We start from the raw sequence: 13,327 nt of genomic DNA on the forward strand, positions 1-13,327 counted from the left end.
GCCGTGGCAGCGGTGGAGGATGCACCGCGCCGAGTACCATGTGGTCAGTGGCCCGGCGGGACCGGCAAGACGCACTTCGTTGAATCCCTCGCACATGCGGTGATCGACGCCGGAATACGGGTGTCGTGGTTCACCCCTCGAGTTCGAGTGACGTATGCCGATATCACTCGGTCGGTGTGTGGCTCGCCTTGAGCACAGCTGGACCGAGCCAATGACAGAGCGCCAGTGCCATTTCCAGTTCGAGGCGGTGGGTGCGGACGTTCCGTTCGAGCAGCTGTTCAATCCTGTGGATCCGGTAGATGACCGAGTTTCTGTGCAATGTCAGCGCGTTGGCGGCGGCCGAGTAGCTGCCGCCGGTGGCGTAGAAGGCCCGGAGGGTGTGGCGATACGATCGGGCGGTCGAGTCGTCAGCGGCCAGTGGCCCGAGCACGTCGGTGACCCAGTCGCCGGTGGCGTCGAGATCGGTGCACATAAGCGCGACCGCACCCACCTCGTCGAACGGAACCACCCGGGAGCCGGGGACGCGCGAGGCCTGCGCGACGGTCGAGGCCTTGGCGGCCTGCTGGTGCGTGCGAACGAATCCGCTGATACCCGCTTGAGGCGCTCCGACCGCGAGTGTCGCCGCGGGTTCGAATCGGCGGATGGTTGCGGCAACTCCTGACAAGTCGGGATGTTTGTTGTCGCCGAGGGGCAGCCATACCCACGCAGTACGTTCGTCGCTGGGTTCGAACAAGGGGCGTTCGCGGCATTCGAGATGCTTCGCCACGACCGAGACGACGCGTTCGAGGTGGGCCAGGTTGTCGGCGCTACCAGGGGAGGTGTCAGTCCAGACGATGACGCCCAGATGGTGTTGCCGCAGACGGTATCCCAGCGAGCTCTCGGCCGCCTCGACCTCGACGTCTCGACAGTTCAGAAGGTCGGAGATCCGTGCCGATCGGGTGGTGTTGCGGTTGCGCAGCCACGCTTCGCGTTCGGTTTCGTACTCGCTGAGCATGTGTTGATGGGAGCTGTCGGTGCGTTCGGACACCCTCGACATGATGATCAATGTGGCCGCTGCGACCACGGCCGGATCGGTACCCAGTGCGCCGAGGCGCTCCACGCACCAGCGCAGGAAGATGTTGTGGTCAAGCAGGTACCCCCGTTCGAGCACCGCCACCGGAAGTCCGCGCTGGGCGAGGACCCGGGCGTACCCCAGGGCCGCCGCCGAAGCGGGCGAAGGCGCGACCTCGCGTGCGTCGACGAGGATCCGCGCATTCGCGGCCACCGACCCTTCTGCCGCCTGGGTCAGCAGCGGCATGATCCTCGGGTCTGTCGCGACCTCGTCGAGCTCGGAGGTTATCCGGTTGATCATCTCCGTGACGATCTCGCGTCGGTGCCCGTCGATGTCGGCGGCGACGGCGCGGATCAGTGCGCGTACCTCGGATTCGCGTACGTCACTGAATGACTCGGGGGTTGTGTCACTGGATGACTCGTGGGCGATGTCGGTGCTCCTCGGCTGTCTAGAACACGCTTCGTGGTTGATGTCGGAAATCCTAGCCGGGTGCGGCGAGCGCGACCGGCTCCATGGGAGCCATGTGCACGAGAGCCACGTGCGGGAGGTGATCCGCAAGTCCGTGGTCCCGTGCCCGCCGGTGGCTAGCGCCGCCTCGCCCGGCCCATTGGGCACTGAGCACAACGTGTGGGCGAATCGTGTGGTCTGTCCGCCCATATGGTTGTGCACTGGACCCCCCTAGCCTCGGAGTTGTGATCTTCGCTACAGGCGGGGGTCAGGTTGGGTGGCCATCTGTCGGAGGGCTCCACCGGTAGCCTGCCGAGTCCTCGGTTCGGGTTGAAAGTGGGTATTGCGCGGTGGATCGACTGGGGTTAGCTTCCCTGCATGATTCGACATGGGTATCGAATATGGATGGTGGTTCGGGGCCTCTCGGGTCAAGACCGCGCGTGCGTGCCCGACGCGGCCGGTCTGCGAGCCGAAGTTGCACACCCCTACAACCGCTGGTTCCGCTGAACGTGCTGTGAAGACTGTAAGGAGGAAGAAAATGGGAAGGTTCGACGGCAAGGTTGCCTTCATCACCGGTGCTGCCCGTGGGCAGGGGCGGTCGCACGCGGTGAAGTTGGCCGAGGAAGGTGCCGACATCATTGCCCTCGATATTTGCGAACAGATCCCCACCGTCTTCTATCCGATGTCGACGAAGGAGGATCTCGACGAGACCGCCTCCCTGGTCCGCGCTGCTGGAGGCCGCATTGTCACCCACGTCGGCGACGTGCGACGTCGCGAGGACGTCCAGCGTGCCTACGACCTGGGTATCGCGGAGTTTGGGCACGTCGACATCGTGCTCGCGAACGCCGGCATCATGCCTGTGATCAACGAGGGCGCGCAGGTTCAGGCCTGGCATGACGGTGTCGACGTCCTCCTCACCGGAGTGTGGAACGTCATCGACATCGTCACTCCCGCGATGATCGAGCGGGGTGAAGGCGGTTCCATCATCATCACGAGTTCGACCGCGGGGTTGAGCAGTTTGGGGCTGAACACCCTCCCCGGTCAGGCGGCCTACGTTGCGGCGAAACACGGTGTTGTCGGCCTGATGCGGCTGTACTCCTCGCAGCTGGGCAAGCACGGTATCCGCGTCAACACCGTTCATCCGTGTGGCGTCGATACACCGATGGTGTCCAACGACGAGTACACCGCCTTCGCCACCGCGAACCCGGATGTCGCAGCGGGTTCCAAGTTCGACAACGCGCTGCCGGTGCGCAAGATCGAGGCCACCGACATCAGCAATGCCGTCGCCTTCCTGGCGTCGGACGACGCACGCTACGTCACGGGCGTCACCTTCCCGGTGGATGCCGGATTCCTGAACGTGTGAGGCCGGCGGTACGCCTCGACCGGCAGAGCCGATCCGCAACGACGAAACAGGGCCATTTCCGTTCCGACAAAACAAATTTGACGTGAGGTGTCACGGATGAGTGCAACAGTCAGTCATGCTTTGCGATGGTGGGCGAAAGAGCGTTCCGGCCAGGACGCGCTCGTGGTCGGTGACGACTCGCTGACCTACCGCGAACTCGAGCACTGGACGAGCCGCATCGCGCGCCGCCTCGGTGAGCTGGGTGTCGAGCCGGGGGACCGGGTCGGTGTCGTCGGCCTGAACTCCATGCAGTGGGCGGCCGCCGCATTGGGCATCGTCAAATACGGCGCGATCCTGGTGCCGCTGAACAACCGCTTCAAGAGGCGTGAGCTCGCCGGAATCCTCGAAGACATGACACCGGCGCTCGTCCTCGGTGACGAGGCGTTCGCCGAGGTGATCGACGGGCTGAGCGCCGGTGACGGGCGGACCGTGACCTTCGCACCCCTGTCGTCGTTGGACGAGCTCCGCGAGGGCGAGCCGGACGACTTCCGGCGCGACCGGGACCCGGCCGACCCGATGATCATCATGATGACGTCGGGCTCGACTGGGCGTCCGAAGGGCGTCGTGTACACCAACGCGGGGCTCCTCGGAATGATGTTCGAGTGGTCGCTGATGGAGGAGACCATCCGCCCCGGCGTGCGGATCTTCCTCCCCACACCGTTCGCGTTCGCGCCGGGCACCGTGTGGGGGCTGATGCGGGCGATCACCTTCGGTGGGACGCTGGTCTTCCAGCAGCGTTTCGACCCAGCCGAGGCGGTGCGCCTGTTGGAAAAGCACGCCGTCCACGTCTCGCTCGGTGGACCGATGGTGTACGAGCAGATGGCCAAGACGGCGGAGTTCGAGACCGCCGTGTTCCCCCATCTGCGGACCGCCATCACCGGTGGTGCTCGCGTCGACATCGAGCTGCTCGAGAAGTGGATGGCCAAGGGCCTGCCGATCCGGCAGCTGTACGGCATGAGCGAGGTCGGCGGCATCACCACCGCGACGAGTGCCCCCGACGCATTCGACCATCCGGACACCTGCGGACGCGGCGGTATCTTCTCGGAGTTCAAGGTGATCCGTCCGGACGGGACCGAGTGCGATCCCGGCGAGCAGGGCGAGATCGTCTCGCGCGGACCGGGTGTCATGGCCGGGTACTGGAATGCGCCCGAACAGACCGCGGCAACCCTGCGCGACGGGTGGGTTCACGGGTCGGACGCGGGTGTGGTCACCGAAGACGGCCGGCTGAAGTTCGTCGACCGGGTCAAGGACATCATCATCTCCGGGGGCATCAACATCTCGCCGGCCGAGATCGAGTCCGTCATCGCGGCGATCGCCGGAGTCGAGGAAGTGGTCGTGCTGGGAGCCCGGGACGAGAAGTACGGGGAAGTTCCGGCGGCCGTGGTGCGGCTCGCGGACGGAGCGACCACTGTCGACGAGGTCCTCGAGGTGTGCCGCCGCGAACTCGCCGACTTCAAGATCCCGCGCTTCGTCATCGCACGGGACACCCCCCTGCCCCGACTCGCACACGGGAAGCTCAACAAGGTCGAGATCAGGGATGAATACTGCGATCTCGCCGATCGATTCGAGCCGGTCGCGGCGAAGGCCGCAAGCTGACCCGAGTCCTCCGCCTCGTCAACGAAACCTGGAGCGCATCATGAACTTTCAACCGCGTCACTTCATCGACGGCGCGTGGAGCGACGACTTGAGCAGCCCCCGCATCGAGGTCGTCACTCCGTCGACCGGCGCAGTCCTCGGCCACGCCGCCGACGCGAGTGCGGAGGTGGTCGCCTCGGCGGTGGACAGCGCCCGGCGGACCTTCGACGAGACTGCGTGGTCCTCGTTGTCGCTCGTGGAGCGGGCCGCTGTGATCGAGCGGGCGGCAGATCTGCTCGAGCCCCGCGTCGACGACGTCGCGCATCTGCTGACCGCACAGATGGGGGCGCCGATCACCGTCGCGAAGGGCATGATCACGGGCGGTCTCGGGACGATGCGGTTCCTGGCGCAATGTGCCCGCGAGTACTCGCTCGTCGACGTGCGTGACACCGACCGGGGCAGCGCCGCGGTCGTGAAGACGCCAGTGGGGGTCGTGGCCGCGATCGCACCGTGGAACGGTCCCTGGGGCATGGCGATCGGCAAGATCATTCCCGCTCTGCTCGCCGGTTGCACCGTGGTGTTCAAGCCGGCACCGGAGACGCCGTTCGACGTCGGCTACCTGGCCGACGCGTTGACCGAGGCGGGACTGCCGGCCGGCGTGCTCAACGTCGTCACCGGCGGGCCCGACACCGGGCGGGCGCTCGTCGAACATCCCGGTATCGACAAGATCTCCTTCACCGGTTCGACCGTGGCGGGCCAGCGGATCGCGGAAACCGTGTCGACGCGATTCGTCCGTACCCAACTGGAACTCGGTGGCAAGTCCGCCGCGATCGTCCTGGACGACGCGGACATGGCATCGGTCACAGCCGGGATCGGCACAGGGTGCTTCTTCAACTCCGGCCAGGTCTGTGCCGCGCTGAGCCGGGTACTTGCTCCTCGGTCACGCTACGGAGAAGTCGTCACTGCAGTTGAGAAAGCGGCGTCCTCCTGGACTCCCGGCGACCCGTTCGATCCGAAAACCACACTCGGTCCGTTGGTTTCGCGTCGTCAGCGGGACCGGGTCGAGAACTACATCCGGCTCGGGCGTGAGACCGGCGCCCGGCTGGTGTCCGGGGGCGGCCGCCCGGCCGGCATGGACTCGGGTTGGTACGTCGAACCGACTGTGTTCGCCGACGTGGACAACTCGATGCGGATCGCCCGCGAGGAGATCTTCGGCCCAGTGGTCGTCGTCATTCCCTACGACGACCTCGACGACGCGGTCTCGATCGCGAACGACTCCGACTTCGGCCTACACGGCGCGGTGTTCACCCGGGACCCGCAGCGTGCACTCGACGTGGCCCAACGCATCAACGCGGGCACCTTTTCGATCAACAACTTCGTCTACAACAATCGTGTGCCGTTCGGCGGCGTCAAGTCCTCCGGAATCGGCCGTGACAGCGGCATCGAAGGATTCGAAGCGTACTTCGAGCTCAAGACCATCAACTTCGACGAGACCACCCGCGCCGCCCTGCCCTCGCTTCGCGTGGGGGCGAGCGAGTGAATCGAATGACGGAGCAACCGTCGCCGACCCGACACCGCATTGACCTGCAGGAGAATCCCATGACCAGACCCGCACACGTCCCGGCGCACCTCGTTGTCGACTACGAGGCCTTCGGCACCGAGGCTCCCGAGGAGCTGATGGCACAGGTCGAGCAGTGGCGCGCCATCGGCCCCGTGGTCTGGACTGATCGCAACGGTGGGCACTGGGTCGTCATCAGTGAACCCGGCGTGCGAACGGTCCTCGAGGACACCCAGTCGTTCATCAGTTCGGCGCCGGGCCGTGGCGTCACCCTGATCACGTCGGAACGCCCGCTGCACGTGCCGATCGAAATGGACGGGGCCGAACACCGTGAGTACCGCAAGATCCTGATGCCGCTGTTCTCCCCGGGCCGCGTTCAACTACTGCAGGACACCGTTCGTGAGCTGTGCCGTGCGCTGATCGACGAGATCGCGGCGCGGGGCGAATGCGACGTCGTGACCGACTTCGCCCGGCCGATCGCGAGCACGATGTTCCTGCAGATGGTCGACTGGCCGCTCGAGGACCGATTCCAGCTCGAGGCGTGGGTGGAGCAGTCGCTGAACGGGCGCCCGGGTGCGTCGCTCGAGGAGCTCGGCAGACTCAAGGTCGAGGCGCTCGCGTCAATGGCCGAGTACGCCGAGGCGCGCATCGACGAGCGGCGCGGCGGGTCCCGCGACGACATGACCACGACGATCATGAACGCGACGCTGCGCAGCGGCGACCCGATTCCGGACGACAAGCTGGTCCGGATGATGGTGCTCCTGCTCCTCGCAGGGCTCGACACGACGCAGAGCGTGCTGTCACGCAGTCTGGACTTCCTCGGCACGCATCCTGAGCAGCAGGCGCAGGTTCGTGCGGCGGGCGCCGATCTGACCCAGACTGTCGAGGAACTGGTCCGCTACCACACGCCGGCCGTGCCGAACCGGACCGCAGTGTCGGACAAGGAAATCGAGGGAGTGCTGATCAAGGCCGGTGACACGGTCCAGTGCCTGCTCGGCGCGGCCAATCGTGATGGTGGAGCCTTCGCTGATCCGCTCACGGTCGACTTCGATCGGCCGATCAACCGGCATGTCGCCTTCTCGGCCGGCCCGCACAAGTGCATCGGATCCGCGCTCGCCCGCATCATCCTCAGCGTGGCTCTCGAGGAGTTCCACAAGTCCTTCTCCGACTATCGGGTCGTCGAATCCCAGGGGCACATCGGCAGCGTGTGGGGCATGAACAGTGTCCACCTCGCGGTCGAGCCCGCCGCGATCGCGACGGCATAGACACGACGGGGACTGTCATGGTTGAAGCGGAATTTCCTGTTGGTCAGAAAGAATCAGGAGACAGGATGTTTCGGATGCGGGTCGCCAGGAGAGCCCTGGTCGCCGACGGAGTGCTCGAGCTGGTCCTGCTGCCGGTCGACGGTGAGCGGGTCCCGGAATGGACTCCTGGGGCCCACGTGGGGTTGACCCTTGGGGAAGGGCTGGTGCGCCACTACTCGCTGTGTGGTGAGCCGACGGACGACCACTTCCGGCTCGCGATTCTGCGCGAACCGGAAAGCCGGGGTGGCTCGGTCTTCGTCCATGACTCACTGGCAGAGGGGGATGTGCTGACGGTCGAAGCGCCACGCAATCACTTCCCGCTCGTCCCCGATGCGCCGGAGTACGTGTTCGTCGCCGGCGGAATCGGCGTCACGCCACTGCTGCCGATGATCGAGGAGGTCGAGCGAGTCGGCGCGACCTGGCGGCTCGAGTACGGTGGGCGTACACGGGCGTCGATGGCGTACCACGAGGAGTTGACCACGCGCTACCCGAGCCGGGTGCGGGTGCATCCGCAGGACGAGGTGGGGCTGATGCCCCTCGCCGAGATCCTCGCGGATCGGGATCGTGGGGTCGCGGTGTACTGCTGTGGTCCGGGGCCGTTGATCGAGGCCGTCGAGAAGGAATGCGGCGCCCAGGGAATCGGCGACCTGCACTTCGAACGATTCAGTGCCCAGGCGCCGGTCGCACTGGACACGGACTGCGAGTTCGAAGTGGTGCTGGCGGTGTCGGGGCAGACCGTCCCCGTTCCCGTCGGCTGCACGATTCTCGAGGCGGTCGAGAAGGCCGGTGTCCCTGCGGACTCCTCGTGCCGGGACGGGACGTGCGGCACGTGTGAGGTCGGCGTCCTGGAGGGGCGTCCGGACCACCGTGACTTCATCCTCACCGACGCGGAGAAGGAGACCGGCGACACGATGCTCATCTGTATCTCTCGCTCGTGCAGCGATCGGCTCGTCCTCGATCTCTGAACCGGTGGCGAGTCGGGATCGCGACCAGCCGTGTCGGCCGATCCTTGCCTCGGTGCAGACGATCTGAGACCATCGAGTTATTCGATAAATATGTCGAAAATATCTGAGGTGAATGAATGACTGTCGAGACGTGGACGCTGCTGCCGAGCGTTCCGAAGGTGGCCACCCGTGACGCTGTGCGTGCCGAGGCGGACGGGTGGACGGGAGTGATGCTCGCCGACTCCCAGAACCTCGCCGCCGAGCTGATCGTCGAGATGTCGATGATCGTGGCTCGCACCGAACGCGTCCTGGTGTCGCCCGGCGTGACCAATCCGGTCACGCGGCATCCGGCGGTCCTCGCCGGCGCTTTCGCGACCTTGCAAGCCGAGTCCGGCGGGCGCATCGCGGTCGAGATCGGGCGCGGCGACTCCGCGCTCGCGCACCTCGGATTCTCTCCGATGAAGCTCCGCCCGTTTCGCCGGTACCTGCAGGCGCTGCAGGGGTATCTGCGCGGCGACGAGGTTCCTTTCGATCCGTCCTTCGTCCCCGCGCACGTTGCGAGCGTGGGCGATCTCGGCCTCGGCGTGGCGCCCGAGGGGAGCAGCTTGCGCTGGCTGCGGCCCCAACAGCCGAAGGTTCCCGTCGGTGTCGCCGCGACCGGTCCGAAGGTGATCGCGATCGGTGCGACGATCGGTGACGCGGTGTCGTTCTCCGTGGGGGGTGACCCGGAACGGGTCCGCGCCGCCATCGAACGTGCACGAGCGGCACGAATCGAGAGCGGCTTCGACCCGGATTCGTTGCGGCTCGGCGCCTTCCTCAACATCGCCGTGCACGACGACATGGAGACTGCGGCCCGCATCACCTCGGGCAAGCTCGCCAGCTTCTCGCGATTCTCGGTGATGCACGGCAAGGTGACCGGTGAGGCCACTGGCGCCGACGAGGCCGAACTCGAACGTCTGCACGGAAAGTACGACATGACCTCGCACGGTCGCGCCGACGCCGAGCACACCACGCTGCTGTCGGCGGAGTTCGCTGAGCGCAACGCGATCATCGGCTCCGCCAAGCAGTGCCTCGAACGCCTCATGGAGCTCCGTGAACTGGGGATCACCAGGTTCTTCCTCACCGAGGAGTTCTCGAGGGAAGGCGTGGCCGGGGAATCACATGCAGCAATCGTGGAGGAAATCGTGCCCGAGGTGAACTCATGGACGTGATAGCTCAGAAGTCGTTCCCGGCCGCGCTGCCGCTGGGACCGCAGGTGCCGGTCGACGAACCGTTCTGGATGGGCCTGCTCGAAGGCGAACTCCGCATCCAGCACTGCAAGGAATGCGACCGGTGGATCTGGGGTCCGAGCTGGGTGTGCCAGGACTGCCATGCATTCGACCCGCCCTGGGAGGCGGTCGAGCCCGTCGGGACCGTGTACTCCTGGACGACGACTCACCACGCCTTCCCCGCCTCGCGTGAGTTCGCGGAGTCCGTGCCCTACACCACCGCACTCGTCGAACTGCCGCACGCGGGCGGGCGCCGAATCCTGGGGATCGTGACGAACACCCGTGACGTGCGGATCGGCCAGCACGTCCGCGGGTGGATTCAGCCGGCCGGGGAGTCCACCGGTGGCTGGCCGGTGCTGCGGTGGATCGCGGAGGAGGACTGAGATGGCGACGAATCCGCTGCGCGGCGCGACCGCGATCGCCGGGATCGGCGGGACCAGGTACCACAAGCGGGGGCAGGGGCAGGAGGAAGGCCGGATGCTGCTCGAAGCGGTGCTCGGCGCCTGCGCGGACGCGGGACTCGATCCGCGCGATGTCGACGGCTTCACCACCTACGGCGACGGCCACGACGAAGGGCCGGCCCTCGCGACATCTCTGGGAATCAAGAACTTCCGGTTCTCCGTCATCTCCTCCGGAGGTGGCGGAGGCATAGCCGGTGCGATCGCCGCGGCCAGTGCGGCCGTGATCGCGGGTGTCGCCGAGAACGTGATCGTGTATCGCGCGTTGGCGCAGGCGGAAAGTGGACGCCAGGAGTTCGTCCGCTACCACTTCACCTCGCTCTACCGGGCGCACGGCATCGTCTCCGCCGTTCAGACGGGCGCACTCAAGACCCAGCGCATGCTCGAGCATGAGGGGGTGCCGCGCTCGGCGCTCGAGAATTTCACGCGTGCCGCGTACTTCCACGCCTCCCGCAACCCGGATGCGCTCAGCTACGGCAAGCCGCTGAGCAGCGACGCGTACGAGAACTCCCGCATGATCGCCGATCCGCACCGAGTGTTCGACTGCTCGCGGGAGAGCGACGGCGCGTTCGCCGTGCTGGTCACGTCCGCCGAGCGGGCGGAGGCGCTTGCAAAGAAGCCGGCCTACATCCTTGCCGCCACCCAGAGTGGCTACGGCGAGGACGCGGGGAACTCCGAGCCGTATGTAACCTCCGGATTCACCGGAGCCGCCCGTCGGCTGTGGGCCCAGTCGGGATACGGACCGGCCGATGTCGACGTCGCTCAGGTGTACGAGAACACCTCGGGCCCCGCGGTGCTCGCGATGATCGACCACGGCTTCACATCGTTCGAGGCCGCGGGCGAGTTCTTCACGTACGACAACCTCATCGCACCCGATGGCGGGCTTCCGGTCAACACCGCAGGCGGCAACCTCGCTGCCGGATTCGTACACGGCATGGGATTGGTCGTTGAGGCGGTCCACCAGATCCGGGGAACCTCGTCCAACCAGGTCCCGGACGCGAAGCTCTCACTGTTCGTCGCCGGACCGCAGGCGCAGCTGACCGGATCCGTGCTGCTGGGAACAGCCGAAACCCTGTGATGCCGTGTGTATTCCGCATCACCTCATGAGTGGAAGGCAGTAGACATGACCGAGACAACGCCGAGTAAGTTCATCTCGGACACCCCCGAGCGGCGCAACGACCGTATTCGCCGCGTCATCACGCACCTGAAGGACGGCACGACCGACTCGTACGACGAGATCTCGACGATCTCGGCCACCGAATACACCGATCCCGCGCTCGCCGTGGCCGAGCGAGAGTTCGTCTTTGGTGCGGTGCCGTCGATCGTGGCGCACGGCAGCGAGATCCCGACGCCGGGCAAGTTCGTAACCGTCGAGATGCCGCGCAACAAGATCATCGTCGTGCGGCAGAAGGACGGCTCGGTCAAGGCATTCGTCAACGCGTGCCGGCATCGCGGCGCGATGCTGGAGACAGCGAAGTCGGGGCACTGTCGGATCTTTTCCTGCCCCTATCACCGGTGGTCGTATGACACCGACGGCTCCCTGCGGACCATCACCCGCGGCGACACGTTCGGCGACCTCGACCAGACGGATCTCTCGCTCGCCGAGATCCCCTGCGAGGAGCGCCACGGCTTCGTGTGGGTCATCGATCGGGTCGGGGCCACGATCGACGTCGCAGGATGGCTGGGGGAGGAGATGGACACCATCCTCGCGAGCTATGACATGGACCGGTACACCTGTTTCCGTGCGGGCAGTTTCACCGAGCCGGTGAACTGGAAGCTGATGCAGGACGCGTTCCTCGACGGATACCACATCCAGTACGCGCACCCGAATACGGCCGGCAAGTACATCCACACCAACGTGTCTGTGCTTGAGGACTTCGGCCGGCACTGCCGGTGGATCAAGCCGCGCAAAAGCATCGACCGCTGGATCGACGAGGATCCGGCGGACCGTCCGATGGACAAGTACCTCATCGAGACGCACTTCCTGGGCCCGAACAGCACGTTGCTCAAGCAGCCCGACCACATCGAGCTGCTGACGTTCCGGCCACATCCGACCGATCCGGGTCAGTCGATCTTTGAGATGAGGGTGATTCCCCCGAAGGTCGAGGACACCGACCTCGACGAGGAGAAGTGGACCGCTCTGTGGGAGAAGAACTGGGACATCCTGCTGCGGGTGCTGCATGCCGAGGACTTTCCAATCATGCGGGGCATACAGGCCGCGATGCAGAGCGGGGACGTTGCGCCGATGTACCTCGGCAAGAACGAACTGGCGAATCAGATCTTCCGCCGCGAACTATTCGCGCTCCTGGAGAAGGATTCGCAGTGACCGGCGTCGAAGGTGAACACGTCCCCTACCTGCTGATCGACTACACCTGGTGCCCGGTCCTGGACGACGATCTGCGAGTGAGTCTGCGCGAGTTCACCGTGGCTGCATACCAGGCGGATCGGGAGGCAGGCTTCACCAGCATTGCGATGGCCGGTGCGGGCGAGGACGACCGGTCGGCCGGGCACCTCGTCGTGTACACGATGGACAGTGACGGTGAGTTCACCGGAGTGCGTCGACTGGCCGGGTACCTCGCCCTCGATGCACCGGGCGACGGCGGTGTGATCGAGGGAAGGTTCGTCGTGGCGCCGGAACACCGGTCACGTGGTGTCGCGACCCTGCTGGTCGAGAAGCTGTGGGCCGATCGCGCCGCGCACCGGTGGTTCGGGCTCGACGCGAGCCGCGTCCGGGTGATCGCCACCGGATCCCACCCGGCAGCACTACGGCTCGCCGATCGATTCGGCTTCCCCGTGAGCGGCGAGCGCTGGTCGCTGCTGGCAAACATCCCGCGCACGCAAACCCCGGAACCCATCGGGCGGAGCATCTTCGACACGATCGACTCGGTCGCGCCGGCGTCGGTCGTCAACGGCGTGGTGCGGCCGGCGCCGGAGGGCGCCGACACGGACGGCCGGCTCCTGACGGAACGCCGCTACCTGCGGAGCGGTGCCGCGGCCGAGGATGCGGTCGTGGTGCGGCACAGCGTAGACGGGCAGGACCGGCCGGACGCCACGGCACAGCTCGAGTGCCGGCCCGGGCTCGAGATGCTGTCCGAACCGGACGTCGACGCACTGTTCGATCTCGTGCTGTCCGATCTCGCGGGGCGGGGTGCGCGCAGCGTCGTCGCCGACGTCGACCCGTCCGACATGACGATCGTTCGGGCCAGCCGTCGCAAGGATTTTCACCATGACCAGTCGAACGTGGTCGTCGAGGTACGCCTCGCCTCGTGACGATCGCTCGTCGATACCGACCAGACTTCACTATCGCGAAAACGGAGGAC

General features: G+C 66.1%; 11 protein-coding genes. 10 read left to right on the plus strand and 1 reads right to left on the minus strand.

The window, feature by feature from the left end; genetic code table 11:
• Positions 1-163 precede the first annotated feature (163 nt).
• Positions 164-1,609 (minus strand): PucR family transcriptional regulator, encoded by a 1,446-nt coding sequence (locus tag ABD951_RS05785; protein ID WP_345342810.1) that lies wholly within the window; start codon positions 1,607-1,609, stop codon positions 164-166.
• A 427-nt stretch (positions 1,610-2,036) separates the two neighbouring features.
• On the opposite strand from ABD951_RS05785, the gene ABD951_RS05790 reads away from it, so the two are divergent.
• The 10 genes from ABD951_RS05790 to ABD951_RS05835 all read left to right on the plus strand — a co-directional run bounded on the left by ABD951_RS05790 (position 2,037) and on the right by ABD951_RS05835 (position 13,277).
• Entirely contained in the window at positions 2,037-2,861 is an 825-nt protein-coding gene (locus tag ABD951_RS05790; RefSeq protein WP_345342811.1) for a mycofactocin-coupled SDR family oxidoreductase, read from the plus strand.
• Between the two features lie 96 nt (positions 2,862-2,957).
• Positions 2,958-4,496: a class I adenylate-forming enzyme family protein gene (locus ABD951_RS05795; RefSeq protein ID WP_345342812.1), complete on the plus strand. Its 1,539-nt coding sequence runs from the start codon at positions 2,958-2,960 to the stop codon at positions 4,494-4,496.
• Positions 4,497-4,536: 40 nt separating this feature from the next.
• Positions 4,537-6,015 carry an aldehyde dehydrogenase gene (locus ABD951_RS05800; RefSeq protein WP_345342813.1) on the plus strand — a complete coding sequence of 493 codons (1,479 nt, stop codon included), beginning with the start codon at positions 4,537-4,539 and terminating at the stop codon, positions 6,013-6,015.
• Positions 6,016-6,074: 59 nt separating this feature from the next.
• Positions 6,075-7,298, plus strand: coding sequence for a cytochrome P450 (locus tag ABD951_RS05805; protein ID WP_345342814.1), 1,224 nt, complete (start codon positions 6,075-6,077; stop codon positions 7,296-7,298).
• A 65-nt stretch (positions 7,299-7,363) separates the two neighbouring features.
• A complete protein-coding gene (locus tag ABD951_RS05810) occupies positions 7,364-8,302 on the plus strand; it encodes a PDR/VanB family oxidoreductase (protein ID WP_345342815.1) in 939 nt (312 codons plus the stop codon).
• Positions 8,303-8,418: 116 nt separating this feature from the next.
• Positions 8,419-9,492, plus strand: a complete 1,074-nt coding sequence (locus tag ABD951_RS05815; RefSeq protein WP_345342816.1) for an LLM class flavin-dependent oxidoreductase — start codon at positions 8,419-8,421, stop codon at positions 9,490-9,492.
• A complete protein-coding gene (locus ABD951_RS05820) occupies positions 9,483-9,932 on the plus strand; it encodes a Zn-ribbon domain-containing OB-fold protein (RefSeq protein WP_345342817.1) in 450 nt (149 codons plus the stop codon). The genes ABD951_RS05815 and ABD951_RS05820 overlap by 10 nt, the downstream gene beginning before the upstream one ends.
• A gap of 1 nt (position 9,933) precedes the next feature.
• Positions 9,934-11,085: a thiolase C-terminal domain-containing protein gene (locus ABD951_RS05825; protein WP_345342818.1), complete on the plus strand. Its 1,152-nt coding sequence runs from the start codon at positions 9,934-9,936 to the stop codon at positions 11,083-11,085.
• A gap of 45 nt (positions 11,086-11,130) precedes the next feature.
• A complete protein-coding gene (locus ABD951_RS05830; RefSeq protein WP_345342820.1) occupies positions 11,131-12,333 on the plus strand; it encodes an aromatic ring-hydroxylating oxygenase subunit alpha in 1,203 nt (400 codons plus the stop codon).
• The gene (locus ABD951_RS05835) at positions 12,330-13,277 is read left to right on the plus strand and encodes a GNAT family N-acetyltransferase (RefSeq protein WP_345342821.1); all 948 of its coding nucleotides are present in this window, start codon (positions 12,330-12,332) and stop codon (positions 13,275-13,277) included. Before ABD951_RS05830 ends, ABD951_RS05835 begins: the two co-directional genes overlap by 4 nt.
• The last annotated feature ends 50 nt before the right edge of the window (positions 13,278-13,327 follow it).

The organism is Rhodococcus olei (genome assembly GCF_039540555.1).
GTDB lineage: Bacteria > Actinomycetota > Actinomycetes > Mycobacteriales > Mycobacteriaceae > Rhodococcus_G > Rhodococcus_G olei.